21 protein-coding genes are annotated in these 23,820 nt (G+C 61.3%); 13 read left to right on the top strand and 8 right to left on the bottom strand.

Features of this window, described 5'->3' with window-relative positions:
- The first annotated feature begins 144 nt into the window (after window positions 1-144).
- Both exaA and ACA053_RS12600 read left to right on the top strand, forming a co-directional pair.
- The gene (exaA, locus tag ACA053_RS12605; protein ID WP_497317562.1) at window positions 145-2,037 is read left to right on the top strand and encodes a quinoprotein ethanol dehydrogenase; all 1,893 of its coding nucleotides are present in this window, start codon (window positions 145-147) and stop codon (window positions 2,035-2,037) included.
- Window positions 2,038-2,273: 236 nt separating this feature from the next.
- The gene (locus tag ACA053_RS12600; protein WP_497317560.1) at window positions 2,274-2,915 is read left to right on the top strand and encodes a pentapeptide repeat-containing protein; all 642 of its coding nucleotides are present in this window, start codon (window positions 2,274-2,276) and stop codon (window positions 2,913-2,915) included.
- Window positions 2,916-3,053: 138 nt separating this feature from the next.
- Here ACA053_RS12600 and ACA053_RS12595 read toward each other — a convergent pair whose 3' ends face one another.
- Genes ACA053_RS12595 through ACA053_RS12585 form a run of 3 tightly spaced genes read right to left on the bottom strand, consistent with a single transcriptional unit; the run spans window position 3,054 to window position 5,076 of the window.
- Window positions 3,054-3,692, bottom strand: a complete 639-nt coding sequence (locus ACA053_RS12595) for a response regulator (protein WP_497317558.1) — start codon at window positions 3,690-3,692, stop codon at window positions 3,054-3,056.
- On the bottom strand, window positions 3,689-4,951 hold the full coding sequence (locus tag ACA053_RS12590; RefSeq protein WP_497395750.1) for a sensor histidine kinase: 1,263 nt from the start codon (window positions 4,949-4,951) through the stop codon (window positions 3,689-3,691). Before ACA053_RS12590 ends, ACA053_RS12595 begins: the two co-directional genes overlap by 4 nt.
- A 2-nt stretch (window positions 4,952-4,953) precedes the next feature.
- Complete coding sequence (locus ACA053_RS12585) at window positions 4,954-5,076, bottom strand: hypothetical protein (RefSeq protein WP_497395748.1); 123 nt, start codon at window positions 5,074-5,076, stop codon at window positions 4,954-4,956.
- A gap of 159 nt (window positions 5,077-5,235) precedes the next feature.
- On the opposite strand from ACA053_RS12585, the gene ACA053_RS12580 reads away from it, so the two are divergent.
- The 6 genes from ACA053_RS12580 to ACA053_RS12555 all read left to right on the top strand — a co-directional run bounded on the left by ACA053_RS12580 (window position 5,236) and on the right by ACA053_RS12555 (window position 10,446).
- The gene (locus ACA053_RS12580; RefSeq protein ID WP_497317554.1) at window positions 5,236-6,420 is read left to right on the top strand and encodes an ABC transporter substrate-binding protein; all 1,185 of its coding nucleotides are present in this window, start codon (window positions 5,236-5,238) and stop codon (window positions 6,418-6,420) included.
- Between the two features lie 41 nt (window positions 6,421-6,461).
- Window positions 6,462-7,421: a YVTN family beta-propeller repeat protein gene (locus ACA053_RS12575; RefSeq protein WP_497395746.1), complete on the top strand. Its 960-nt coding sequence runs from the start codon at window positions 6,462-6,464 to the stop codon at window positions 7,419-7,421.
- Entirely contained in the window at window positions 7,418-8,149 is a 732-nt protein-coding gene (locus ACA053_RS12570; RefSeq protein WP_497395744.1) for an ABC transporter ATP-binding protein, read from the top strand. The genes ACA053_RS12575 and ACA053_RS12570 overlap by 4 nt, the downstream gene beginning before the upstream one ends.
- Window positions 8,146-8,937, top strand: coding sequence for an ABC transporter permease (locus ACA053_RS12565; protein ID WP_109630233.1), 792 nt, complete (start codon window positions 8,146-8,148; stop codon window positions 8,935-8,937). Before ACA053_RS12570 ends, ACA053_RS12565 begins: the two co-directional genes overlap by 4 nt.
- 229 nt (window positions 8,938-9,166) lie before the next feature.
- On the top strand, window positions 9,167-9,724 hold the full coding sequence (locus tag ACA053_RS12560) for a PQQ-dependent catabolism-associated CXXCW motif protein (protein ID WP_497395742.1): 558 nt from the start codon (window positions 9,167-9,169) through the stop codon (window positions 9,722-9,724).
- Window positions 9,725-9,780: 56 nt separating this feature from the next.
- On the top strand, window positions 9,781-10,446 hold the full coding sequence (locus ACA053_RS12555) for a response regulator transcription factor (RefSeq protein ID WP_094471953.1): 666 nt from the start codon (window positions 9,781-9,783) through the stop codon (window positions 10,444-10,446).
- A 146-nt stretch (window positions 10,447-10,592) separates the two neighbouring features.
- Here ACA053_RS12555 and nahK read toward each other — a convergent pair whose 3' ends face one another.
- From nahK to ACA053_RS12535, 4 genes are all read right to left on the bottom strand, one after another.
- Complete coding sequence (gene nahK / locus ACA053_RS12550; protein ID WP_497396155.1) at window positions 10,593-13,187, bottom strand: hybrid sensor histidine kinase/response regulator NahK/ErcS'; 2,595 nt, start codon at window positions 13,185-13,187, stop codon at window positions 10,593-10,595.
- Window positions 13,156-14,319 carry a nitric oxide-sensing protein NosP gene (nosP, locus tag ACA053_RS12545; RefSeq protein WP_497395740.1) on the bottom strand — a complete coding sequence of 388 codons (1,164 nt, stop codon included), beginning with the start codon at window positions 14,317-14,319 and terminating at the stop codon, window positions 13,156-13,158. Before nosP ends, nahK begins: the two co-directional genes overlap by 32 nt.
- A gap of 254 nt (window positions 14,320-14,573) precedes the next feature.
- Complete coding sequence (locus ACA053_RS12540) at window positions 14,574-15,758, bottom strand: porin (RefSeq protein ID WP_497395738.1); 1,185 nt, start codon at window positions 15,756-15,758, stop codon at window positions 14,574-14,576.
- Between the two features lie 209 nt (window positions 15,759-15,967).
- On the bottom strand, window positions 15,968-16,774 hold the full coding sequence (locus tag ACA053_RS12535) for a sulfite exporter TauE/SafE family protein (protein WP_497395736.1): 807 nt from the start codon (window positions 16,772-16,774) through the stop codon (window positions 15,968-15,970).
- A gap of 161 nt (window positions 16,775-16,935) precedes the next feature.
- Here ACA053_RS12535 and ACA053_RS12530 point away from each other — a divergent pair, with 161 nt between their 5' ends.
- Window positions 16,936-17,799: an MBL fold metallo-hydrolase gene (locus tag ACA053_RS12530; RefSeq protein WP_497395734.1), complete on the top strand. Its 864-nt coding sequence runs from the start codon at window positions 16,936-16,938 to the stop codon at window positions 17,797-17,799.
- Window positions 17,800-17,972: 173 nt separating this feature from the next.
- Here ACA053_RS12530 and bkdR read toward each other — a convergent pair whose 3' ends face one another.
- Entirely contained in the window at window positions 17,973-18,461 is a 489-nt protein-coding gene (gene bkdR, locus ACA053_RS12525) for a Bkd operon transcriptional regulator BkdR (RefSeq protein WP_008005367.1), read from the bottom strand.
- Window positions 18,462-18,646: 185 nt separating this feature from the next.
- Here bkdR and ACA053_RS12520 point away from each other — a divergent pair, with 185 nt between their 5' ends.
- The 4 genes from ACA053_RS12520 to lpdA are packed head-to-tail and all read left to right on the top strand — an operon-like array spanning window position 18,647 to window position 23,600.
- A complete protein-coding gene (locus ACA053_RS12520; protein ID WP_109630219.1) occupies window positions 18,647-19,882 on the top strand; it encodes a 3-methyl-2-oxobutanoate dehydrogenase (2-methylpropanoyl-transferring) subunit alpha in 1,236 nt (411 codons plus the stop codon).
- A gap of 1 nt (window position 19,883) precedes the next feature.
- Window positions 19,884-20,942 carry an alpha-ketoacid dehydrogenase subunit beta gene (locus tag ACA053_RS12515; RefSeq protein WP_109630216.1) on the top strand — a complete coding sequence of 353 codons (1,059 nt, stop codon included), beginning with the start codon at window positions 19,884-19,886 and terminating at the stop codon, window positions 20,940-20,942.
- On the top strand, window positions 20,943-22,214 hold the full coding sequence (locus ACA053_RS12510) for a dihydrolipoamide acetyltransferase family protein (RefSeq protein ID WP_497395732.1): 1,272 nt from the start codon (window positions 20,943-20,945) through the stop codon (window positions 22,212-22,214).
- 3 nt (window positions 22,215-22,217) lie between these two features.
- On the top strand, window positions 22,218-23,600 hold the full coding sequence (gene lpdA, locus ACA053_RS12505; protein ID WP_497395730.1) for a dihydrolipoyl dehydrogenase: 1,383 nt from the start codon (window positions 22,218-22,220) through the stop codon (window positions 23,598-23,600).
- The last annotated feature ends 220 nt before the right edge of the window (window positions 23,601-23,820 follow it).

Below are 23,820 nucleotides of genomic sequence, written 5' to 3'. Positions count from 1 at the left end.
CTTGGTAGTAGGGCTTGTGGCGCACACCCAATTCAGGTGCCGCACGGGAAGTTTTCCCGGCAACAGCGGGACTTTTTCCGTATCCGCCACCACGCTGGGCGCACCACCCTGTGCAGGCCAAAACCTCCACTGGGAACTGCAACCATGACAATAAGATCGCTACCCGCCCTTTCCCCTTTGACCCTCGCCGTGCAGGCTTTTCTGCTGGTGAGCAGCCTGTCGCTGAGTTCTGCAAGCCATGCCGCGACGGCTCCCGCCACGCCCACCCGCAACGTGACATGGGAAGACATTGCCAATGATCACCTGACCACCAAGGACGTGCTGCAATACGGCATGGGCACCAACGCCCAGCGCTGGAGCCCGTTGGCCCAGGTCAACGACAAGAACGTGTTCAAACTGACGCCGGCCTGGTCCTACTCGTTCGGCGATGAAAAGCAGCGTGGCCAGGAATCCCAGGCCATCGTCAGCGACGGCGTGGTCTACGTCACCGGTTCGTACTCGCGGGTATTCGCCCTGGACGCCAAGACCGGCAAACGCCTGTGGACCTACAACCATCGCCTGCCGGACAACATTCGTCCGTGCTGCGACGTGGTCAATCGCGGCGCGGCGATCTTTGGCGACAAGATCTACTTTGGCACCCTCGACGCCCGCCTGGTCGCCCTGGACAAGAACACCGGCAAAGTGGTGTGGAACAAGAAGTTCGGCGACCATGCCGCCGGCTACACCATGACCGGCGCCCCGGTGCTGATCAAAGACAAGACCACCGGCAAGGTGCTGCTGATTCACGGCAGTTCCGGCGATGAATTCGGCGTGGTGGGTCAGTTGTTTGCTCGTGATCCGGACACCGGTGAAGAAGTCTGGATGCGGCCCTTCGTCGAAGGCCACATGGGTCGCTTGAACGGCAAGGACAGCACCACCACCGGCGACGTCAAGGCGCCGTCCTGGCCGGATGATCCGACCACCGAAACCGGCAAGGTCGAAGCCTGGAGCCACGGCGGCGGTGCCCCTTGGCAGAGCGCGAGTTTCGATCCGGAAACCAACACCATCATCGTCGGCGCCGGCAACCCTGGCCCGTGGAATACCTGGGCGCGCACGTCCAAGGACGGCAATCCCCACGACTACGACAGCCTCTACACCTCCGGCCAGGTCGGCGTCGACCCGAGCACCGGTGAGGTGAAATGGTTCTACCAGCACACGCCGAACGATGCCTGGGATTTCTCCGGCAATAACGAGCTGGTGCTGTTCGATTACAAGGACAAGGACGGCAAAACGGTTAAGGCCACCGGCCATGCGGACCGCAACGGTTTCTTCTACGTGGTGGACCGAAACAACGGCAAATTGCAGAACGCGTTCCCTTTCGTCGACAACATCACCTGGGCCAGCCACATCGACTTGAAGACCGGCAAACCGGTGGAAAACCCGGGCCAGCGTCCAGCCAAACCGCTGCCGGGCGAGACCAAGGGCAAGTCGGTGGAAGTGTCGCCGCCGTTCCTCGGTGGCAAGAACTGGAACCCGATGGCGTACAGCCAGGACACCGGGCTGTTCTACATCCCGGGCAACCAGTGGAAAGAGGAATACTGGACCGAAGAGGTCAACTACAAGAAAGGCTCGGCCTATCTGGGCATGGGTTTCCGCATCAAGCGCATGTACGACGATCACGTCGGCTCCCTGCGCGCCATGAACCCGACCACCGGCAAAGTGATTTGGGAGCACAAGGAAGCGCTGCCGCTGTGGGCCGGCGTATTGGCCACCAAAGGCAACCTGGTGTTTACCGGTACCGGCGACGGCTTCCTCAAGGCCTTCGACGCAAAAACCGGCGCGCAGCTGTGGAAGTTCCAGACCGGCAGCGGCATCGTCTCGCCGCCGATCACCTGGGAACAGGATGGCGAGCAGTACGTCGGCGTGACCGTCGGTTATGGCGGCGCGGTGCCGTTGTGGGGCGGTGATATGGCTGAATTGACCAAACCGGTGGCTCAGGGCGGGTCGTTCTGGGTGTTCAAGATTCCGAGTTGGGACAACAAGACTGCGCAGAAGTAATCTGCTCGCCCCCTGTGCTCACAGGGGGCTTGCCTGTGTTCAGGCCGCTTTCTGTGGCGAGGGGGTTTACCCCCGTTGGGTCGCGAAGCGGCCCCCTGCATTCTCCAGGGAGACCGAGTTGCCTGGATTAACGACTGCTTCGCAGCCGAACGGGGGTAAACCCCCTCGCCACAGGAACTCAGTTAGCCACAGATTTTGTGTGTATCCAGCTGCCCTCCACCTTTCGAGGACTTGCCATGAAATATCTGCCTCTACTGCTATTGCTCGCCGCCCTTCCGGTTTTCGCCGACGACGACTCCCCACTCATCATCAACGGCTGCACCATCGCCGATCAAAGCCAATGCCCCGGCGCCAATCTCAAAGGCGCCAACCTGAGCAATCAGGACCTGCGCAACATGAACCTCAGCGGCGCCGACCTGCGCGATGCCGACCTGCGTCACGCCCGACTCGACCTCGCCAACCTGGAAAAAGCGCAACTGCAAGGCGCCAACCTGACCCGCGCCAGCCTGCAACAGAGCAACTTGCGCCTGGCCGATTTCACCGGTGCGACGTTGATGGCGATCCAGGGTTGGGGAATGTTTGCCCAAGGCGCGCAATTCCAGGACGCCAACCTCAGCGGCGCCTTCCTGCAATTCGCCCGCCTCTCCGGTGCGAAATTGCACAACGCCAATCTGCGGGCTGCCGATTTGGAGATGACCTGGTTGAGCAAGGCAGATCTCAAGGGCGCCAATCTCAGCGATGCCAACCTGCAAGAAGCCAAGTTGGGCGAAAGCAATCTGGAGCAGGCCAACCTCAGCGGTTCACGGCAGCACTATGCGAATTTTCAGGATGCCAATATGGAAGGCTGCACCGGTTGCCCGACGACTTGGAACAAATGAACTGAATGCACACAAACCCCTGTGGGAGCGGGCTTGCTCGCGAAGGCGGAGTATCAGTCGACATTAATGTTGGATGTGAGGCCCTCTTCGCGAGCAAGCCCGCTCCCACATTAGAAATTTGTTGCCCGGGCTACCGAGTCAGCTGGCGACCCGCACCACCCCCATATCAATCCCCAAATGCACCAGCTCAGTGTGAGACGTGACCTGCAATTTGCTCTTGAGCAAGGTCAGGTGGTTGGAGACGGTTTTGCTGCTGATGCTCAACTGCTCGGCAATCAAGCGTGCCGGGGTGCCTTTGGCGAGCATCACGAAAATCTCCAGTTCGCGCTGGGTCATGCTCTGCAACCGTGGGTCGCTGGCGTCCTGTTGCGGGTGGCACGCCAGTTGGGTGGCCAGCGGTTGTTCGATGTAGGCGTGGCCGGCGAGGATCCGTTGCACCGCCTCGATCAGCACTTGCGGCGCCGAGCTTTTGGTCAAATACCCCGAAGCCCCGGCATCCAGTGCCTGGCGCACCAGCGGCAACTCATCGTGCATGCTGAAAAACAGTACCCTCAGTTGCGGCAATCGTTGACGCAAACGCCGGGTGGTTTCCAGCCCGCTGATCCCCGGCAAACCGAAATCCATGATCACCAGGTTCGGCACGGCTTCCTGAACCCGCGTCAGCGCCTCCTCCCCCGTGGCCGCTTCACGCACCTCCATCGCCGGCAACAATGCCCGCAACAAACTCGCATAGCCCTGACGGACCACCGCATGGTCATCGACCAGCAGAATATTCATGTCGCCTCCAAAGGCATGCTCAAGGCCAGCGCCCAACCCGCGCCGGGGTGGCTGATGATCCGCAATTCGCCGCCGAGGCTGCGGGCGCGTTCGAACATCGAATACAAACCGACGCCGGGCCGCTGTGGCTGCGCTGCGCCGCGTCCGTTATCGCGAATCAACAAACGCAGATGCCCGCCGCGGTGTTGCAGGCGAACCCGAACCTGAGTCGCGTCGGCGTGCCGGGCGATATTGGTCAGCGACTCCTGCAACAGGCGATAGAGATGGGTTTTGTTCGACGCGGACAACGCCGGCAACTGCGCGCTGACCCGCAACTGGCAATCGATGCCCTGGCGCGCCTGCCATTGCTCCACCAGCAAGCCGAGGGCTTCCGCCAGCGGCAGGTGTTGCAGCACCACCGGATAGAGGTCATGCACCAGCGCCCGAAAGCCCTGCTGCAAGTGTTCGCAATTGTGTTCCAGCTCGAGCACCGTGCGTTCCACCACCACGGGTTGATCAGTCACCAGCCGCAACAGACAGGCCTGGGCGCGAATCCCTGCCAGGTACTGGCCGAGATCATCGTGCAGGGTCTGCGCCAGATGAGTGCGCTCCTGTTCCTGCACCGCCAACAGCGTCCGGGTCAGATGCGTATTGTCGGCGCGGGCCTGCTCCAACGCCTCGGTCATGCGATTGAAATGCACCGCCAGTTGCCGCGCCTCCGGTACGCCTTCCGCGCGCAATCGCACCTTGAGCTGGCCACCCGAGACTTGCTGCAACGCGCGCAGCAATTCATCGAGCAAACCCATGCCTCGGCGTACAGCCCAGCGGATGGTGAGCAGACTCAAGATCAAGGCGAGGCCACACAGGCCCAGTAATTGCTGCAATGAATCCCAGACTTCGTCGATCTCATCCCGGGGATCGACTGCGATCTGTACGCGCCGGCCATCGCGCAAATCCAGGACCCGCGCACTGTGCCGGGCTTCGGCGAACAACAGACGCCCGAGCCACCCATCGAGCCCGTCCTGAACCGGCAGCCGTGCCGCTTCGCCGGGTGCCAGCCAGCGCACCCGCACATGCCGCAGGCTACCGGTCAACCGTGGCTGCAAACTGGCGGGATCACGCTCGGCGGATTCGCTCAAATATTCGACCACCGCCTCGGCGGATTGCAGCTCACGCTCCACGTCCGCCAGGGCCTGGTGCACCAGCAAACCCATGCAGGCCAGGGTGACCAGGGCGAAAAATCCGCAGACCCAAAAGTTGATCCGCCACAGGGCCGACACGCTTAGCGCCCCGGTGTTGCGGGCAAGACCAGCACCGGCGCCGGACGCGGGCCGTGCAGCTTGTCGACGCCGATCAGGGTCAGGATCAACAGCAACGGCAGGAGCAACGCTTTGAGAATTCGCATGGTCGATCTCCTCCTGTGTGATGGCCGTTATTGCCCATGCTAAAACCGCGCCGTCCCGGGCGAGCTACTACCTTGGTACTGCCTGACTGGTACTTTCTGCATATTTCATTCTGCCTCGCAGGCTTCCTATGCTGGCGCTACCTGTAATGGAGTGCCGAAATGCGCCAGCTTGCCCCTTACGCCTTGATCTACCTGCTGGCGATTGCCTGCGCCGCCGGGCTGGCGACCCAGAGCCAGGCGGCCGATGCGCCATTGCAGGTGCAAATCGGCTACCTGGGCTTTCGACCTGACCCCGGCCCGTTGCTGTCGAACGTGATTCCCGAACCGGTCGATGCCGGACTTCGCGGCGCCGAACTGGCGATCACCGACAGCAACAGCACCGGGCGTTTTCTCAACCAGAGTTACAGCCTTGTCAGCGTCAACGCCGACAGCGCGGACGCCCTGATCGCAGCGGCCAAGGCCCAGCATGCGCAAGGTCTGCGCCTGTTTGTGGTGAATGCACCGGTCGAGAGTCTGCGTAGACTCAGCGCCGTGCTGCCCGACAGTCTGCTGTTTAACGCCGGCAGCCCGGATGACAGCCTGCGCACCACCGACTGCCTGCCGAACGTGCTGCACAGCCTGCCGAGCCGGGCGATGCTCGCCGATGCGCTGGCGCAATTTCTGGTGGTGCGCAAATGGCAGCGGGCGCTGCTGATCGTCGGCCCGACCCCGGACGATCAGGCTTACGCCGCCGCCCTGCGCCGCGCCGCCAAACGCTTCGGTTTAAAACTGGTGGCGGAAAAAGCCTGGAGCTTCGACAACGACCAGCGTCGCAGCGCCCAGGCCGACATGCCGCTGTTCACCCAGACCGCCGAGTACGACGTGGTGCTGGTGGCGGATGAGCGCGGTGACTTCGGCGAGTACGTGCCTTACCAGACCTGGTACCCACGGCCGGTCGCCGGCACCCAAGGCCTGACCCCGGTGGGATGGCACAAAACCGTGGAAACCTACGGCGCCGCGCAATTGCAGAAACGCTTCGAAGCCCTGGCCGGGCGCTGGATGAATGACCGCGATTTCGCGGCATGGATTGCCGTGCGCAGCATCGCCAGCGCGGTGAGCAAATTGCGAAAGGTTGATCCGATGGCGATCCGTGCGCTGGAAATCAGCGATCAATTGCCGCTGGACGGTTTCAAGGGTCGCAAGCTCAGCTATCGGCCGTGGAACGGTCAGTTGCGCCAACCGATTCCCATCGTCCAGCCCCGGGCGCTGGTCAGCACGTCACCGCAGGACGGTTTCCTGCACCCCTTCAACGAGATGGACAGCCTCGGCTACGACAAGCCCGAGGTCAGCTGCCGCTTTCCCTGATCCAACTTTCCAAAAAAACCAAAACAAAAAAGGAATCCACCATGCGCCGCACCCTGCTCTCTTGCGCTTTGCTGCTCGCCGCCGGGCACGCCGCGGCCAGCACCGCCTGGGTCTCCAACGAAAAAGACAACAGCCTGAGCCTGATCGACCTGCAAACCCTGCAAGTCACTGACACCCTGCCCGTCGGCCAGCGTCCGCGGGGTTTGTTGCTGTCCCACGACAACAAGCTGCTGTACATCTGCGCCAGCGACTCGGACCGGGTCCAAGTGATGGACGTCGCCACGCGCAAGATCATCAAGGAACTGCCCTCGGGCAAAGACCCCGAGCAGTTCGCCCTGCACCCTAACAATCGCTGGCTCTACGTCTCCAACGAAGACGATGCGCTGGTCACCGTGATCGACACCGAAACCTCCAAGGTGCTGAGCCAGATCAGCGTCGGCGTCGAACCCGAAGGCATGGCCGTCAGCCCCGACGGCAAGTGGGCGGTGAACACCAGCGAAACCACGAACATGCTGCACTGGATCGACACCAGCACCCAGACCCTGGCCGACAGCACCTTGGTGGATCAGCGGCCGCGTTTCGTCGAGTTCGCCCCTGATGGTTCCAAGCTCTGGGCCTCGGCGGAGATCGGCGGCACGGTGACCATCCTCGACGTCGCGACCCGGCAGGTCCTCAAGACCCTGACCTTCCAGATCAAGGGCGTGCACCCGGACAAGGTCCAGCCGGTGGGCATCAAGCTCAGCGCCGACGGCAAGTACGGTTTCGTCGCGCTCGGGCCGGCCAATCATGTGGCGGTGATTGATGCCAAGACCTTCGAAATTCTCGATTACCTGCTGGTGGGCCGCCGCGTGTGGCAGATGTCGTTTACCCCGGATCAGAAGCAACTGCTGGCCACCAACGGCGTCAGCGGCGATGTGTCGGTGATTGATGTCGACAACCTCAAGGTGACCAAATCGGTGAAGGTCGGGCGCTATCCGTGGGGCGTGGTGGTGACGCCATGAACGCACTGGAAGTCAGCGAGCTGAGCTTCGCCTATGGTGCCCGGGAGGCCTTGCGGCAGGTGAATTTCAGCCTGGCGCCAGGACGTTTCGCGGCGCTGCTAGGGCCGAATGGTGCGGGTAAATCCACGCTGATTGCGTTGTTGACCCGGCTTTATGACGTGCAGCGCGGAGACATCCGAGTCGGCGGTTGTTCGCTGCGCAATGCGGCGCGTCCGGCGCTCAAGCAATTGGGCGTGGTGTTTCAGCAAAGCACGCTGGACCTGGACCTCAGCGTCGAGCAGAACCTGCGTTATCACGCCGCGCTGCATGGCATGTCCCGGCGTCAGACCGGCATCCGGGTCGACGCCGAACTCGCGCGTCAGGCGCTGACCGAACGCCGTCGCGAGCGGGTGCGTGAACTCAATGGCGGTCACCGCCGCCGGGTGGAAATCGCCCGTGCCTTGTTGCATGAGCCACGGTTGTTGTTGCTCGACGAGGCCAGTGTAGGCCTCGACCCTGCCAGCCGGCTGGCGCTCAATCAACACATCCGCGGCCTGTGCCGTGAGCAGCAGCTCAGCGTGCTCTGGACCACCCATTTGCTCGATGAAGTGCAGCCGAGCGATGACTTGCTGATTCTTCATCAGGGCCGTTTGGTCGCCAGTGGGCAGGCCGATGCCTTGAGCCAGGAACATGGCGGCGACCTCGGTTCGGCCTTCTCCCGCCTGACCACCTCAGGAGCCGCCCGATGAATGCTTATTGGCAATGCTTCAGCGGCATCGTGCTGCGTGAATGGCTGCGTTTTGTGCTGCAACGCACGCGGTTTCTCAGTGCGCTGGTGCGGCCGTTGTTGTGGTTGCTGGTCTTCGCCGCCGGTTTTCGTGCGGCACTCGGGATCGCGATCATCGAGCCCTACGACACCTACATTCCCTATGAGGTGTACATCATCCCGGGGCTGGCCTGCATGATCCTGTTGTTCAACGGCATGCAGGGTTCGTTGTCGATGGTCTACGACCGGGAGATGGGCAGCATGCGCGTGCTGCTGACCAGCCCCCTGCCCCGGACCTTCCTGCTGTGCAGCAAGTTGTTGGCCACGTCGCTGATTTCGTTGTTGCAGGTGTATGCCTTCCTGGCGATTGCCTGGGTGTATGGCGTGCAGCCGCCGGCCATGGGGTTGCTGATCGCCTTGCCGGCGTTGCTACTGGTGGCGTTGATGCTCAGCGCCTTGGGTCTGCTGCTGTCCAATGCGATCCGCCAATTGGAGAACTTTGCCGGGGTGATGAATTTCGTGATCTTCCCGCTGTTTTTCATGTCATCGGCGTTGTATCCGCTGTGGAAAATGCGCGAGTCCAGCGAGTGGTTGTACTGGCTGTGCGCATTGAACCCGTTTACCCACGCAGTGGAGCTGGTGCGGTTTGCCTTGTATGAGCGCTTCAATCCGCTGGCGCTGGCAGTGTGCGTGGGGCTGACCCTGGTATTCGCCCTGCTGGCCGTACTCACCTTCAACCCACAACACGCCGCCCTGCGCAAAACCAGCTAACAACACAAATCCCCCAGTGGGAGCGGGCTTGCTCGCGAAGGCGGCTGTCCAGTCGACAAAAATGTTGCCTGACACACCGCTTTCGCGAGCAAGCCCGCTCCCACAGGATTTGTGTTGGACAGACAGGGTGAAATTACTACTTTAGTACTGGTTTTCCTGTCTATCGTCGCATTCCCAATGCACCGAGACTGGCATGTAATGGGTTCATAACTATAAGGATTGAACCCCCATGCCGCGTGCCCAACGTCGTCTGTTGTGCCCTTCCCTTGCTGCACTGTCGCTGAGCCTGTTGCTGGGCGCCGCGCACGCCGAGACACCGCTGTTTTCCGCCGACGGCTATCGCATCAACCTCTACCGCAGCCCGACCCCGAATCAGCTGCAAGGCGCGGCCATCATCGACACCGCCGCCCTGCAAACCCTGCTCACCCAGACACCGCGCCCGGTGCTGATCGACGTCTATCGTCGCCAATGGCTTCAAGGCCGTTTCATCGAAGACCAGCCCCACGAGAACCTGCCCGGCAGCCATTGGCTGGCCAATACCGGCGACGGCGACCTGACAGCTGACTGGCAGGGCTATTTTGCGCGTAACCTGAACACATTGACCGCAGGAAACCTGGCGCAACCGCTGGTCTTCTACTGCCGCTCCGACTGCTGGCTGAGCTGGAATGCCGTCAAACGCGCCGCCGCCATGGGCTATAAGACACTGTATTGGTATCGCGACGGCCTGGACGCCTGGCAGGCAGCCAATCTGCCCGTGACGCCCGCCCAGCCCGAGCCCTTCCCCTGAGCTTTACGCGTGAGTGTTGTTGCCACACCATAATGAAAATAATGAGGTGAAAGGCTATGTACAAAATTCTGATTGCCGACGATCACCCGCTGTTTCGCGAAGCCATTCATAACGTCATCAGCGATGGTTTTCCCGGCAGCGAGGTCATGGAAACCGCCGACCTCGACAGCGCCCTGCTGCTGACTCAGGAACACGACGACCTGGACCTGATCCTGCTCGACCTGAACATGCCCGGCATGCACGGCCTCAATGGCCTGATCAACCTGCGCAACGAAGCGCCGACCATTCCGGTGGTGATCGTTTCGGCCGAGCAGGACAAGCAGATCGTGCTGCAAGCCATCACCTATGGCGCGGTGGGTTTCATCACCAAATCCTCGCCCCGGGTGCAAATGACCGAAGCCATCCAGCAGATTCTCAATGGCAACGTGTACTTGCCGCCGGACATCATCCGCACACAAAAATGCGGCACCCACCGGCGCATGAATGACAACCCGAGCTTCCCGCCGGAACTGCTCCAGGCCCTGACCCGCAAGCAATTGCTGGTGCTCGAACGGATGACCAAGGGCGAATCGAACAAGCAGATCGCCTACACCCTGGAAATCGCCGAAACCACGGTCAAGGCGCATGTCTCGGCGATCCTGCGCAAACTCAACGTGCACAACCGGGTGCAGGCAATTTTGAGTGCCGGGGATATTGATTTCGGGTCTTATCTGCGGCGTTGAGGGTTGTCTGGAAGACCGCGTCGCGCCCTTCGCGAGCAAGCCCGCTCCTACATTTGATCTTCAGTGAACACAGAATTTGTGTACGTCACAGATCCAATGTGGGAGCGGGCTTGCTCGCGAAGAGGCCAGCACAGTCACCAGAAAATTCAGGGCCGGCCGAGCAAATGACTCATCGCCGTCTTCAGCTTCATCGGCCGTACAGGCTTGTGCATCAACGTATGCCCCAACTCACGAATCTGCTGCTTGAGCTCATTGCTGTAGTTGGCAGTAATCATCATCGCCGGGATCGCTGAACCGCGCCGGGCGTTGATCCGGGCGACGGCATCGACGCCGTTCTGATCGTCATCCAAGTGATAGTCGGCGATCAGCAAGTCGGCTTCTTCATGATAGTTGTCCACCTGCCGCGCCAGGTCTTGCTCCGACAGCGCCGTCACCACTCGACATCCCCACCCTTCCAGCAACGTGCGCATGCCCGCGCAGATCGCCGCGTCGTTATCCAGCACCCACACCCGCGCACCGCGCAGACGCTCCAGCATCGGCTCACTCATCAGCAGCGCCGGTTGCGCCGTCGGGGCGGTGGCGCTCAACGGCACTTCGACGGAAAACATCGAGCCCTTGCCCGGCCACGAACGCACGTGAATCCGGTGACCGAGAATCCCGGCAATCTTCTCGACAATCGCCAGCCCCAGACCCAACCCACGGTCCTGATCCGGGCGCTGCACATCGCCGCGCTTGAATTCCTGGAAAATCTCTTCCAGCCGATTTTCGGCAATGCCCATGCCGCTGTCCCAGACCTCGATCGTCAATCGCTGATGATGACGCCGACACCCGAGTACCACCCGACCGCTGTAGGTGTAGCGAATGGCGTTGCTCAGCAGATTGCGCAGGATCCGCGCCAGCAACTGGATGTCGCTGCGCACTAACGCCGAACACGGGATGAAATGCAGCTCAAGCCCTTCACTGCGGGCCACCTGGGTGTACTCGGCGGCGAGGTTTTCCAGCAGTTCGCTCAAGGCGAACGGTGCAATGTCGGCCTTTATCACTCCCGCATCGAGTTTGGAAATATCCACCAGCGTGCACAACAGGTTTTCCACATCTTCCAGGGAATTGCTGACATTGCGCACCAGAATCGCATTGGCCACCGGCTCGCGGCGTTCCAGCAAAGCGCTGGTAAACAGTCGCGCCGCGTTGAGCGGTTGCAGCAGGTCGTGACTCACGGCGGCGAGAAACTTGGTCTTGGACAGGTTGGCCTGCTCGGCCTCGAGTTTGGCCTCGCGCAAACGCGACTCCACGCGCCGACGCTCATCGATTTCCCGCAGCAATTGGTCGTTGAGGGTGGTCAGTTCGGTGGTGCGTTCGCGCACCCGCAACTCGAGATTCTGATAGGCCTGGTGCAGCGCCTCGGCCGTGCGACGACGTTCGGTGATGTCGCGGATCAACACAAAGATCCCCACCACTTCCCCGGTGGCCAGGCGATTGGGTACGTAGGAACGCAGCATGTAGCGTTCCTGATTGTTGATGTTGGTTTCGGCGAACTCGAACGTCACGCTCTCACCGGCCAGGGCCCGGGCCACGTAGGCTTCGAGGCGCTGGTAATGCTGCTCGCTGTGGACCTCGCGCAGGCTCTGCCCAAGCATCACGCCGCGAGGCCAGCAGTACCATTCTTCGTAGACTTTGTTGGTGAACTCATAGACCAGATCGGCATTGAGGTAGGCGATCAGCGCCGGCACATGGTCGGTGATCAGGCGAATCCAGCGCTCGCTTTCGCTCAGTGCTTCGGCGTGTTGGTAGCGTTCGGTAATGTCAGTGAACGTGTTGACGAAACCGCCGGTAGGCAACGGATGGGTGCGGATTTCCAGCACCCGACCATCGTAAAGACGCTGCTCGCATTCCTGCACGGGCCGCCCGTTGGCATCGCGACTCGCTGGGGTCAGCAGGTTCAATTCGCTGTCGGCGATCACTTCGGCAAACGGCCGATGGGCCGCCACCGGGGCCAGTCCGCTGAGCTCGAGGAAACGGCGATTCCACAGCTCCAGGATGCCTTCGGCATTGACCATGGCCACGCCTTGGGACAGGTTATCGACCGCCCGTTGCAACAAGTGGGATTTCTGCGCCACCGCCTGCTCGCGGCGCACGGTTTCGCTGAGTTTGACGTCGGTAATGTCAGTGAACAGGATCACCCGCCCACCTTCCTGGGTCGGCCGTTCGCTGACCTGCAACCAGCGGCCGTTCTGCAGGCGATAGATCAGGTTTTCGTCGGCATGCCCGCGCGGTTCTTCAGTGAACAAACCGGTGGAACTCATCAGGCGCTTGACCTCGGCCAGGCGCATGCCGGCGTTGATCCGCACCCGGCTGTTACCCCAGAACGCCTTGAAGCGGCTGTTGAACAAGACGATGCGCTGCTCGGCATCGAACAGCACAAAGGCGTCGGAAATGCTTTCGATCGCATCGATCAAATGCTGATGCGCCGTCTCGGCCCGCAGGCGCGCTTCGCTGAGCAAGTGATTGCCCGACTTGAGTTCGGCCATGGCCTGGTTCAAGGCATCGGTGCGCTCACGCACTTGTTCGGCCAGCACCACCGAATGCTGGAAGGCCGCGTACGGGTCGTTGCCGCGGGTAATGCCGGATTCGATCCGTTCGATCAGCGCACTGTTGATGCGCTGCAGTTTGTGGTTGTCGTGGCGCAGACTGGCGAGCTGCGCCTGCAATTCAACGATGTCCAGGGGACCGGCCTCGGGCAATGGCAACCCCGGTGAAGGTCTGGTTGATGTGCATGCCATTGAACTGTTCTCCGTAGGTGTTGAAACCCATCACCCGTTGGTCACGCAGAAATGTTCCGATTTGCTCCAGGCCGCCGCCGTCTTCCAGCTCCAGACGCCTGAGAAAGCAGTCGCAGCCGATGGTCAGCAGCAGATCGCCAAGTCGCTCTTGCAAGCCTTCAAACAAGGTTTGCAGGTTCGGCAGCATCGGGCCGGGGGTCATGACGGTGAGGACGATGCCGTTTTCCACGGCGCAGTAAAAACTCAGACTAAGGTCCGGATGCACTTGCTGGATCGCCCGCACGTAATACTGATCGTTGATCCGCACGGCCAACGGGTGCGCGGCGAAGACCCGGTGGTCGAGCTCGGCCACCGGCACGCCGATGTGCCGGGCGTACTCCTCGGCGGCGGGTTCGGCGTTGAGTTCAAAGACCCGGCGCGAGGCGCTGTCAGCCCCGGTGACCACCAGTTTTTCCGCCCTCGGCAAGATGTGGTGAGTGGTGAACACCTCGAAATCCAGCCAGGTATTGACCAGCACCACCACCGCCGCGCCGCTGTGAAACTCGCCGCCGAAATAGACGTGGGTGTGGGTCAGGTAATTGTCGTCGCCGGCCGAACCGCCGAAATGCGGGATATCGCCCAACGCCGCGCTTAGCGCCGCGAGGACCATCTCTTCACGGCTGGACAGACCATCGAGCAAGGTCAGGGCAAAGCTGTTGCCCTTGATCGGCGCCAGGGTGTTGCTGCGACAGCCACTGACCAGGCGTTCGACCATTTGCTGGGCATCGATCAGGCTGAAGCGCTCCATCTCGCAGATCAGTTCGGCGTCGATGGAGAAATGCCGATGGTCGAATCCCACCGCCGTCACGCAGTTGCGACCGTAACCCAGCGGCGTGATTTCCCCGGCGCTGGTGCAACCCACCAGGCGAATGCCGCCGAAGCTCTGTTGCAAGGCCTGGCCCAGCGCCTGCAAGTCGTACTCGGCGGAACAGAAGAACAGCACGAAGCCCAGGTGCGGGTGCAATAACTGCCGCGCGAGCTCCTGAGCGACTTGTTGGGCATCCATGGCCTGGGACATGCCGCTGACCACTCCTTCACTCTGGACCTGCTGCATGGTCGCCCCCCGCAGGTGCGCGTGTATGAGGCTCGAGTGTACGAAGCTTGCGGGCTGCGACGTATGCTACTTGGGTAGCGGTCAGGCGCTTCGATGGGATGAGTTCAGTGTGACGTTCGAACCCTTGTGGCGAGGGGACTTGTCCCCGTTGGACTGCGTAGCAGGCCCCCTGCGGTCGATGCGCAACCGAAGGGGGCCGCTTCGCGACCCAACGGGGACAAGTCCCCTCGCCACAGGTCATCTCTGTCAAGCCGTTACCAGTTCAACACCGCCCCCACCGCAAAGGTGTCGGTGTCTTCGTTCTGGGCGCTGGTGTCGTGGCCGTTGATTTCGAACTGGTTGTACTCGGCCACGAGCTTGAGGTTATCGTTGACGTCATGGAACAGCGCAATCCCGCGCGTCTCATAATCCGCGCCGCTGCCGACCACGCCGTTGCCGTCATCGTTGGTCTTGCCATATGACAAGGCCAGCCGGTTCTTGCCCAGTTTGTACGAGCCTTGTAGCAGGTAACCGTCGCTGTCGACGTTACGCAGGGTCGGTTCGCCGGCGTTGTTGGTGAAGAACGGATTGATGCCTTTTGCCTGAAAACCGGAGCCGGTCAGCGATAACCCGCCCATCTTCGCCTGCACGCCATAGCCGACGCCTTTGGAAGTGACGGACTGCACGGTGGAGTCGGTATTGTCCGAGGTCTGGTAGCTGCCGTTGACCCAGCTGTAAATCTTCGCGCCGGCAACGTCGAACTGATAGGTGACCTCGCTCTCGGTACGCGGGTTCTCCTGATAGGCCTTGCCCAACGGGCTGCTGTCGTTGGTGTCGACCGGATCGAGAATCCCCACGGCCACCCGCAACCCCTCCATCACCGGGGTGCGATAGGTGATCTGCGAGGTCGGGAACGGGTACGGATAACCCGTGCCGATATTGCCGAACGACACGCCGCCACCGTCCACCAACCCCAGGGTATCGCTGACCTGACCGTAACCGGCGAGCATTTCATCAAGCAAAATGTTGGAGCGGGCGAACAGGCCGAAGTCCTTGCCGATCAGCACTTCGCCCCACTCCGGATTGGCCACGGTGCCGTAGAACTGCCGCACATCGATGGCGGTGTCGGTGCCGTTGGTCTGGCTGTCGTTGATGGTCACCCAGAACGACGCTCGCGCACCGAGCTTCAGGTCATCGACCTGTTTGCCCATGTTGAAACCCAGGTAGTTGGGCAGATAGCCCATTTTCACCCGCGCCTGTTTCCGGTCGTACTGGTCGCCGGCACGGTCCACATCGCTGTTCACGTAGAAGGCGTTGATGTAGCCGTCGGTAGAGAACGTGGTCTGGTCCTTGTCGTACAGCACGATCTCGGCCTCGGCCATTGAGCTCAAACCGAGGGTCGACAGGCTGGCGATGAAGGCAGGCAAGTAACGATGCTTGAAGTTCTTATTGTTGGGCATGACGCGCTCCGCAGCGGGGGACTGGATGTCGGAGGCGATTATCGAAAGGTGACCGGCGGCGGCATACGCTGCCTTGGGGGCGGTTTTGAAGTGCTTTGGAGTGGCAGGTCAAGCGCGGCAAATTCGGTGTAAGACCGGGTCGCGCCAGGACCCGGAACTTAGGATGTACGCCTGTCCGGCAGACGGGTGGCCACAGGAACCGGTACTTCCTAGACGCCCGCCCGGAACAGCATGTAAGCGGCGACCACAACACACACGCTGGCGAAGCCGACTTGCAGCGCTCGGGCCGGAACGCGCGCGCAGAGCTTTCGGCCAACAATCATGCCGACCACGCTGGCGACGATGAACGCCCCACCCAATGCGTCAATTCTGACCCCGGCATGAAACGCGCCGATCACGCCAATGGCCGAAATCAGGCTGATCACCATCAAGGACGTGGCGACAATGCCGCGCATCTGCACATCGGTCAGTTGCTTGAAGGCCGGGACGATCAAGAAGCCGCCGCCAACCCCGAGCAGCCCAGAGACAACACCGGTCACTGCGCCCAGCGCCGCGAGGGTCGCGGTGCATTTGGCGGTCCAGGAAAAACGCCCGGTCTGCTGATCGAGCATGCAGTTTTTCTGGCCCCAGTTGGCGTGGCCATGGTCGCTCGGGCCTTCTTCCTGACGCTCGCGACGCAGCATCCGCCAGGCCACCATGACCATCAGCAGACTGAACAGGATCATCAGGATTTTTTCCGGCAGCTGATGGGCGAAGTAGATACCGACCGGCGAAAAAACCGCCCCCAGCAGTGCAATCAGCAACGCCGCGCGATAGCGCACCAGGCCATGGCGCAAACCATCAATGGCCCCGACCGCCGCTGCACTGCCCACCGCAAACAAGGCCACCGGCGCGGCCTGGGTCATGGTCAAACCCAGTCCCAGCACCAGGGCCGGCACCGCCAGAATGCCGCCACCGGCCCCAGTCAATCCAAGGACCAGGCCCATCACCACTCCAAAAAAACTGGCCAGCAACATAAAACACTCGTGATCCGCGAAAAAAAGCCGGGAACGCCCGGTATCGATGCCTGACAGGATAGAGCCCGTGCGGATTTTTTCCTTCATCAATTAACGCGGGGCTGGTCAGCGCAGGGAAAATGACACTACCCTCATGGCTTATCCTGAAAGAAACGGCCACCATGCCTGCCTTGATTGAAGCTTTTTTAGACCCTGCCTCGTCGACCTACAGCTACGTGATTTACGAACAGGTTGGCGGTCAATGCGCCATCGTCGATCCGGTGCTCGACTACGACCCCGCCGCCGGGCGCACCGCTACCACGCAAGCCGACAAGATCATCGCCTTCGTGCGCGACCATCAGTTGCAGGTGCAATGGCTGCTGGAAACCCACGCCCATGCCGATCACCTGTCCGCCGCGCCTTATCTGCGCCGGGAGCTGGGTGGCAAAATTGCCATCGGCCAGTCGATCAGCAAGGTTCAGGGTGTGTTCAAGACCCTGTTCAACCTTGAGCCGGAATTTCGCAGCGACGGTTCGCAATTCGACCATCTGTTCGCGCCGGACGAATCGTTCATGATCGGCCACCTCAAAGCCACCGCCCTGCATGTGCCCGGCCACACACCGGCAGACATGGCTTATTTGATCGACGGCGATGTGATCCTGGTGGGCGACACCTTGTTCATGCCCGACGTCGGCACCGCCCGTTGCGATTTCCCCGGCGGCAACGCCCACCAGATGTTCGCCTCGATCCACAAACTGCTGGCCTTCCCCGCCAGCGTCCGGCTGTACGTCTGCCACGACTATCCGCCCGAAGGCCGCGAATCCCGCTGCATGACCACGGTGGGCGAGCAGCGCAAAAGCAACATCCACGTTCATGACGGCATCGATGAAACGGCGTTCGTCGCCATGCGAACCCAGCGTGATGCCGGGCTGGGCATGCCGACGTTGTTGCTGCCGGCGATCCAGGTGAATGTGCGGGCGGGGAATTTGCCGCCGGCGGAGGATAACGGCGTCGTGTACCTGAAAATCCCCCTGAATAAACTCTAACGCTCGATCGTTCCCTCGCATGGGGACGATCGAACACGTAACCCGTAGCAGCTGTCGAGCAGCGCGAGGCTGCGTCTGCGGTGAATCTGAAGAAACTCGGTTACCGGGTTTGCGACGGCTTCGCCGCCGAACGCTGCCTCGCGGTGCTCGACAGCTGCTACAGAGGGTTTCGTTTAGTTGTTGAGGGTCAGGCCATTGGCGGGCAATGGCAGCGCGGTTTTGTAGCGCACTTGCTTGAGCGCAAAGCTCGAGCGGATGTTGGCGACGCCAGGGACTTTGGTCAGGAAGTCCATCATGAAGCGTTCCAGCGACTGAATGGTCGGCACCAGCACCCGGATCAAATAGTCCGGGTCCCCCGCCATCAAGTAGCACTCCATCACTTCCGGGCGATCCGAGATCGCTTCCTCAAAATGCTGCAACGCCTCCTCCACCTGTTTCTCCAGGCTGACATGAATGAACACGTTCACGTGCAGCCCCAGCAGGTCGGCATCCAGCAGCGTCACTTGCTCGCGAATCAGCCCTAATTCCTCCATCGCCTTGACCCGATTGAAGCACGGCGTCGGCGACAGGTTGACCGAGCGTGCGAGGTCGGCGTTGGTGATACGGGCGTTCTCCTGAAGGCTGTTCAAAATGCCGATATCGGTACGGTCCAGTTTGCGCATGAGACAAAACCACCTGCTTTTTATGTTTATGCAGATTTTTTATCCTCAAATGATCGCCAACGCAACGAAACAGAGATAAATATTCTTCTGCGCCGGGCCTATGATTGTTGTAGGACAAGAATTCTTTTATCGAAGAATGACGGTCAGCTCACTACAAGAAATTCACAAGATCGAGCGTAGAAGCCATGAACCAAGCGTACGAACCGCTGCAACTGCACGTTCCCGAGCCATCGGGCCGTCCTGGCTGCAAAACCGACTTCTCCTACCTGCGTCTGACCGACGCCGGCACGGTGCGCAAACCCCCAATCGACGTTGAACCGGCCGACACCGCCGACCTGGCCAAGGGCCTGATCCGCGTGCTCGACGACCAGGGCAATGCCCTCGGGCCATGGGCTGAAGGCGTTCCCTCCGAGATCCTGCGTAAAGGCATGCGCGCCATGCTCAAGACGCGGATCTATGACAACCGCATGGTGGTCGCCCAGCGTCAGAAGAAAATGTCGTTCTACATGCAGAGTCTTGGCGAAGAAGCCATCGGCAGCGGCCAGGCCCTGGCGCTGAATGTCGATGACATGTGCTTCCCGACCTACCGCCAGCAAAGCATTCTGATGGCGCGAGACGTGCCGCTGGTGGACCTGATCTGCCAACTGCTGTCCAACGAGCGCGATCCGCTCAAGGGCCGTCAGCTGCCGATCATGTATTCGGTCAAGGACTACGGCTTCTTCACCATTTCCGGCAACCTCGCCACCCAATTCGTACAGGGTGTGGGCTGGGGCATGGCCTCGGCGATCAAGGGCGACACCAAAATCGCCTCGGCCTGGATCGGTGACGGCGCCACCGCGGAATCCGACTTCCACACCGCCCTCACCTTCGCCCACGTTTACCGTGCGCCAGTGATCCTCAACGTGGTCAACAACCAGTGGGCGATCTCGACGTTCCAGGCGATTGCCGGTGGTGAAGCCACTACGTTCGCCGGTCGTGGCGTCGGTTGCGGCATTGCCTCCCTGCGGGTCGACGGCAACGATTTCGTCGCGGTCTACGCCGCCTCCGCCTGGGCCGCCGAACGTGCGCGCCGCAACCTCGGCCCGACCATGATCGAATGGGTCACCTACCGTGCCGGTCCGCACTCGACCTCCGATGATCCGTCCAAATACCGTCCTGCCGACGACTGGAGCTACTTCCCGTTGGGCGACCCGATTGCGCGCCTCAAGCAGCACCTGATCAAAATCGGTCAGTGGTCCGAAGAGGAACACGTCGCCGTCAGCGCCGAACTGGAAGCCGAAGTGATTGCCGCGCAGAAAGAAGCCGAGCAGTACGGCACTCTCGCCGGTGGCCAGATTCCGAGCGCCGCGACCATGTTCGAAGACGTCTATAAAGAGATGCCGGAGCACTTGAAGCGCCAGCGTCAAGAGTTGGGAATCTGACATGAACGATCACAACAACAATATCGAGTTGGAAACCGCCATGACCACGACCACCATGACCATGATCCAGGCCCTGCGCTCGGCCATGGATGTGATGCTTGAGCGTGACGACAACGTCGTGGTGTTCGGCCAGGACGTGGGCTACTTCGGCGGCGTATTCCGCTGCACCGAAGGCCTGCAGAACAAGTACGGCACTTCCCGGGTGTTCGATGCGCCGATCTCCGAAAGCGGCATCGTCGGCGTCGCCGTGGGCATGGGCGCCTACGGCCTGCGTCCGGTGGCCGAAATCCAGTTTGCCGATTACGTATACCCGGCGTCGGACCAGATCATTTCCGAAGCCGCGCGCCTGCGTTATCGCTCGGCCGGCGAGTTCACCGCCCCGATGACCCTGCGCATGCCTTGCGGCGGCGGCATCTACGGCGGCCAGACTCACAGCCAAAGTATCGAAGCCATGTTTACCCAAGTCTGCGGTTTGCGCACGGTCATGCCGTCCAACCCTTACGACGCCAAAGGCCTGCTGATCGCCTCCATCGAAAACGATGACCCGGTGATCTTCCTTGAGCCAAAACGCCTGTACAACGGCCCGTTCGACGGCCACCACGACCGCCCGGTAACCCCGTGGTCGAAACACCCGGCCGCGCAAGTGCCCGACGGTTACTACACCGTGCCGCTGGACGTTGCCGCCATCGCCCGTCCCGGCAAGGAAGTAACCATCCTGACCTACGGCACCACCGTTTATGTGTCGCAAGTCGCGGCTGAAGAAACCGGCATCGACGCTGAAGTCATCGACCTGCGTAGCCTGTGGCCGCTGGACCTGGACACCATCGTCAAGTCAGTGAAGAAAACCGGCCGTTGCGTGATCGTTCACGAAGCGACCCGCACCTGCGGTTTCGGCGCCGAACTGGTCGCCCTGGTGCAAGAGCATTGCTTCCACCACCTGGAAGCGCCGATCGAACGCGTCACCGGTTGGGACACTCCCTACCCGCACGCGCAAGAGTGGGCGTATTTCCCTGGTCCGTCCCGAGTGGGCGCGGCTTTGAAACGGGTTATGGAGGTCTGAATGGGCACGCACGTTATTAAAATGCCGGACATTGGTGAAGGCATTGCAGAAGTTGAACTGTCGGTGTGGCACGTCAAAGTCGGCGACATGGTCGTCGAAGATCAGGTGCTGGCCGATGTCATGACCGACAAGGCGATGGTCGACATCCCTTCGCCGGTGCACGGCAAGGTGATTGCGCTGGGCGGACAGCCGGGCGAAGTCATGGCGGTTGGCAGCATTCTGATCAGCATTGAAGTCGAAGGCGCGGGCAACGTTAAAGAGTCGGCCCAGCCTGCTCCTGTTAAAGAAGCCCCGGTTGCAGCGCCTAAAGCTGAAGCCGTGGTGGCAAGCAAACCGGTTGCGGCCGCAGCGCCACGAGCCGCCGTTTGCCAAGGCCCAATGGTGGCTCGCGAAGCCGACGAACGCCCGCTGGCCTCCCCGGCCGTGCGCAAACATGCGCTGGACCTCGGCATCCAGTTGCGTCTGGTCCGTGGCACCGGCCCTGCCGGTCGTGTGTTGCACGAAGACCTCGACGCCTATCTGGCCCAGGGTCAGCAGCCGCAATCGACCGAAGACGCCGCTTACGCCCAGCGTAACGACGAAGAACAAATTCAGGTCATCGGCATGCGCCGCAAGATCGCCCAGCGCATGCAGGACGCGACGCAACGCGCCGCTCACTTCAGTTATGTCGAAGAAATAGACGTGACCGCGGTGGAAGAACTGCGCGCGCACCTCAACGAAAAACACGGCGCTTCCCGTGGCAAGCTGACGTTGCTGCCATTCCTGGTCCGCGCCCTGGTTGTCGCCCTGCGCGACTTCCCGCAGATCAACGCCCGTTACGACGACGAAGCCCAGGTCATCACCCGCCTCGGCGCCGTCCATGTGGGCATCGCCACCCAGGCCGACATCGGTTTGATGGTACCGGTGGTACGTCACGCCGAAGCCCGCAGCCTGTGGGACAACGCCGCCGAAATCTCCCGTTTGGCCACCGCCGCGCGTAATGGCAAGGCCGCCCGCGATGAACTGTCCGGCTCGAGCATTACCCTGACCAGCCTCGGCGCGTTGGGCGGCATCGTCAGCACGCCAGTGTTGAACCTGCCGGAAGTGGCGATCGTCGGCGTCAACAAAATCGTCGAACGCCCGATGGTGGTCAAAGGCCAGATCGTGATTCGCAAGATGATGAACCTCTCCAGCTCCTTCGATCACCGCGTGGTCGACGGCATGGACGCGGCGCAATTCATCCAGGCCGTTCGCGGCTTGCTCGAACAACCCGCCACCCTGTTTGTGGAGTAAGAGATGCAAACTTTGAACACCACGCTGCTGATCATCGGCGGCGGCCCTGGCGGTTATGTGACGGCGATCCGTGCCGGCCAGCTGGGCATCTCGACCATTCTGGTGGAAGGCGAATCACTGGGCGGTACGTGCCTGAACATTGGCTGCATTCCGTCGAAGGCGCTGATTCACGTCGCTGAACAGTTCCACCAGACGCAGCATCACAGCCAGCATTCGGCTCTGGGCATCAGCGTGTCGGCGCCGACCCTCGACATCAGTAAAAGCGTCGAGTGGAAAGACGGCATCGTTGATCGCCTGACCACTGGCGTCGCAGCGCTGCTGAAAAAGAACAAGGTCCAGGTCATTCAAGGCTGGGCGAAAGTGATCGACGGCAAAACCGTTGATGTGGGCGATACGCGGATCCAGTGCGAGCACCTGGTGCTGGCGACCGGTTCGAAAAGCGTGAACCTGCCGATGCTGCCAATTGGCGGGCCCATTATCTCTTCCACCGAAGCCCTGGCGCCGACGTCCGTGCCGAAACGGCTGGTCGTGGTCGGTGGCGGTTACATCGGCCTGGAGTTGGGGATTGCCTATCGCAAACTCGGTGCTGACGTGAGTGTGGTCGAGGCGCAGGAGCGCATTCTGCCGGCCTACGATGCCGAACTGACCCAGCCGGTACACGATGAACTGAAAAAACTCGGTGTTAAGCTTTACTTGAAGCACAGCGTCCAAGGCTTTGATTCTGCTAGTAATACACTGCAAGTACTTGAGCCGGGTGGCGACACCCTGAACCTGGAAACGGATCAGGTGCTGGTGGCCGTCGGTCGCAAGCCGAACACCCAGGGCTGGAACCTTGAAGCGCTGAATCTGGACATGAACGGTTCGGCGATCAAGATCGACAACCGCTGCCAGACCAGCATGCGCAACGTATACGCCATCGGCGACTTGAGCGGCGAACCGATGCTCGCGCACCGGGCCATGGCTCAGGGCGAGATGGTTGCCGAGCTGATCAGCGGCAAGTCCCGCGAGTTCAACCCGACTGCCATCGCGGCCGTGTGCTTCACCGACCCGGAACTGGTAGTCGTCGGCAAGACCCCGGACGACGTCAAGGCGGCGGGCCTGGACTGCATCGTTTCCAGCTTCCCGTTTGCGGCCAATGGCCGGGCGATGACGCTGGAGTCGAAAAGCGGCTTCGTGCGCGTCGTGGCACGGCGTGACAATCATGTGATTGTCGGCTGGCAGGCGGTAGGTGTGGGCGTGTCGGAGTTGTCGACCGCGTTCGGCCAGAGCCTGGAAATGGGCGCGCGGCTGGAAGACATTGCCGGCACGATCCACGCGCATCCGACGCTGGGCGAAGCAGTACAGGAAGCGGCGTTGCGTGCTTTGGGGCATGCGCTGCACCTCTAAAACCAGACGCAAAACCCTGTAGCAGCTGACGAGCAACGCGAGGCAGCGTTCGGCGACGAAGTCGTCGCAAGACCTGCCACCGCATGCTTTCAGGCATACCGAGTCAGCCGGAATACGACGGCTTCGCCGCCGAACGCTGCCTCGCGTTGCTCGACAGCTGCTACATCGGGGTGCATCGATGGTCGCAGAGATTGAATTCCGGCTGCGAAACCGGCCCGGA

This window comes from Pseudomonas sp. LBUM1672, assembly GCF_059695655.1.
The sequence above is the reverse complement of the archived record's forward strand: the minus strand, read 5'-3'. Positions and strand labels throughout refer to the sequence as shown.

What these genes read in the sequence shown, in the direction of transcription:
- exaA (WP_497317562.1), top strand. Translation starts at nt 145, where the DNA reads ATGACAATAAGATCGCTACCCGCCCTTTCCCCTTTGACCCTCGCCGTG.
- ACA053_RS12600 (WP_497317560.1), top strand. Translation starts at nt 2,274, where the DNA reads ATGAAATATCTGCCTCTACTGCTATTGCTCGCCGCCCTTCCGGTTTTC.
- ACA053_RS12595 (WP_497317558.1), bottom strand. Translation starts at nt 3,692, where the DNA reads ATGAATATTCTGCTGGTCGATGACCATGCGGTGGTCCGTCAGGGCTAT.
- ACA053_RS12585 (WP_497395748.1), bottom strand. Translation starts at nt 5,076, where the DNA reads ATGCGAATTCTCAAAGCGTTGCTCCTGCCGTTGCTGTTGATCCTGACC.
- ACA053_RS12580 (WP_497317554.1), top strand. Translation starts at nt 5,236, where the DNA reads ATGCGCCAGCTTGCCCCTTACGCCTTGATCTACCTGCTGGCGATTGCC.
- ACA053_RS12575 (WP_497395746.1), top strand. Translation starts at nt 6,462, where the DNA reads ATGCGCCGCACCCTGCTCTCTTGCGCTTTGCTGCTCGCCGCCGGGCAC.
- ACA053_RS12570 (WP_497395744.1), top strand. Translation starts at nt 7,418, where the DNA reads ATGAACGCACTGGAAGTCAGCGAGCTGAGCTTCGCCTATGGTGCCCGG.
- ACA053_RS12565 (WP_109630233.1), top strand. Translation starts at nt 8,146, where the DNA reads ATGAATGCTTATTGGCAATGCTTCAGCGGCATCGTGCTGCGTGAATGG.
- ACA053_RS12560 (WP_497395742.1), top strand. Translation starts at nt 9,167, where the DNA reads ATGCCGCGTGCCCAACGTCGTCTGTTGTGCCCTTCCCTTGCTGCACTG.
- ACA053_RS12555 (WP_094471953.1), top strand. Translation starts at nt 9,781, where the DNA reads ATGTACAAAATTCTGATTGCCGACGATCACCCGCTGTTTCGCGAAGCC.
- nosP (WP_497395740.1), bottom strand. Translation starts at nt 14,319, where the DNA reads ATGCAGCAGGTCCAGAGTGAAGGAGTGGTCAGCGGCATGTCCCAGGCC.
- ACA053_RS12540 (WP_497395738.1), bottom strand. Translation starts at nt 15,758, where the DNA reads ATGCCCAACAATAAGAACTTCAAGCATCGTTACTTGCCTGCCTTCATC.
- ACA053_RS12535 (WP_497395736.1), bottom strand. Translation starts at nt 16,774, where the DNA reads ATGTTGCTGGCCAGTTTTTTTGGAGTGGTGATGGGCCTGGTCCTTGGA.
- ACA053_RS12530 (WP_497395734.1), top strand. Translation starts at nt 16,936, where the DNA reads ATGCCTGCCTTGATTGAAGCTTTTTTAGACCCTGCCTCGTCGACCTAC.
- bkdR (WP_008005367.1), bottom strand. Translation starts at nt 18,461, where the DNA reads ATGCGCAAACTGGACCGTACCGATATCGGCATTTTGAACAGCCTTCAG.
- ACA053_RS12520 (WP_109630219.1), top strand. Translation starts at nt 18,647, where the DNA reads ATGAACCAAGCGTACGAACCGCTGCAACTGCACGTTCCCGAGCCATCG.
- ACA053_RS12515 (WP_109630216.1), top strand. Translation starts at nt 19,884, where the DNA reads ATGAACGATCACAACAACAATATCGAGTTGGAAACCGCCATGACCACG.
- ACA053_RS12510 (WP_497395732.1), top strand. Translation starts at nt 20,943, where the DNA reads ATGGGCACGCACGTTATTAAAATGCCGGACATTGGTGAAGGCATTGCA.
- lpdA (WP_497395730.1), top strand. Translation starts at nt 22,218, where the DNA reads ATGCAAACTTTGAACACCACGCTGCTGATCATCGGCGGCGGCCCTGGC.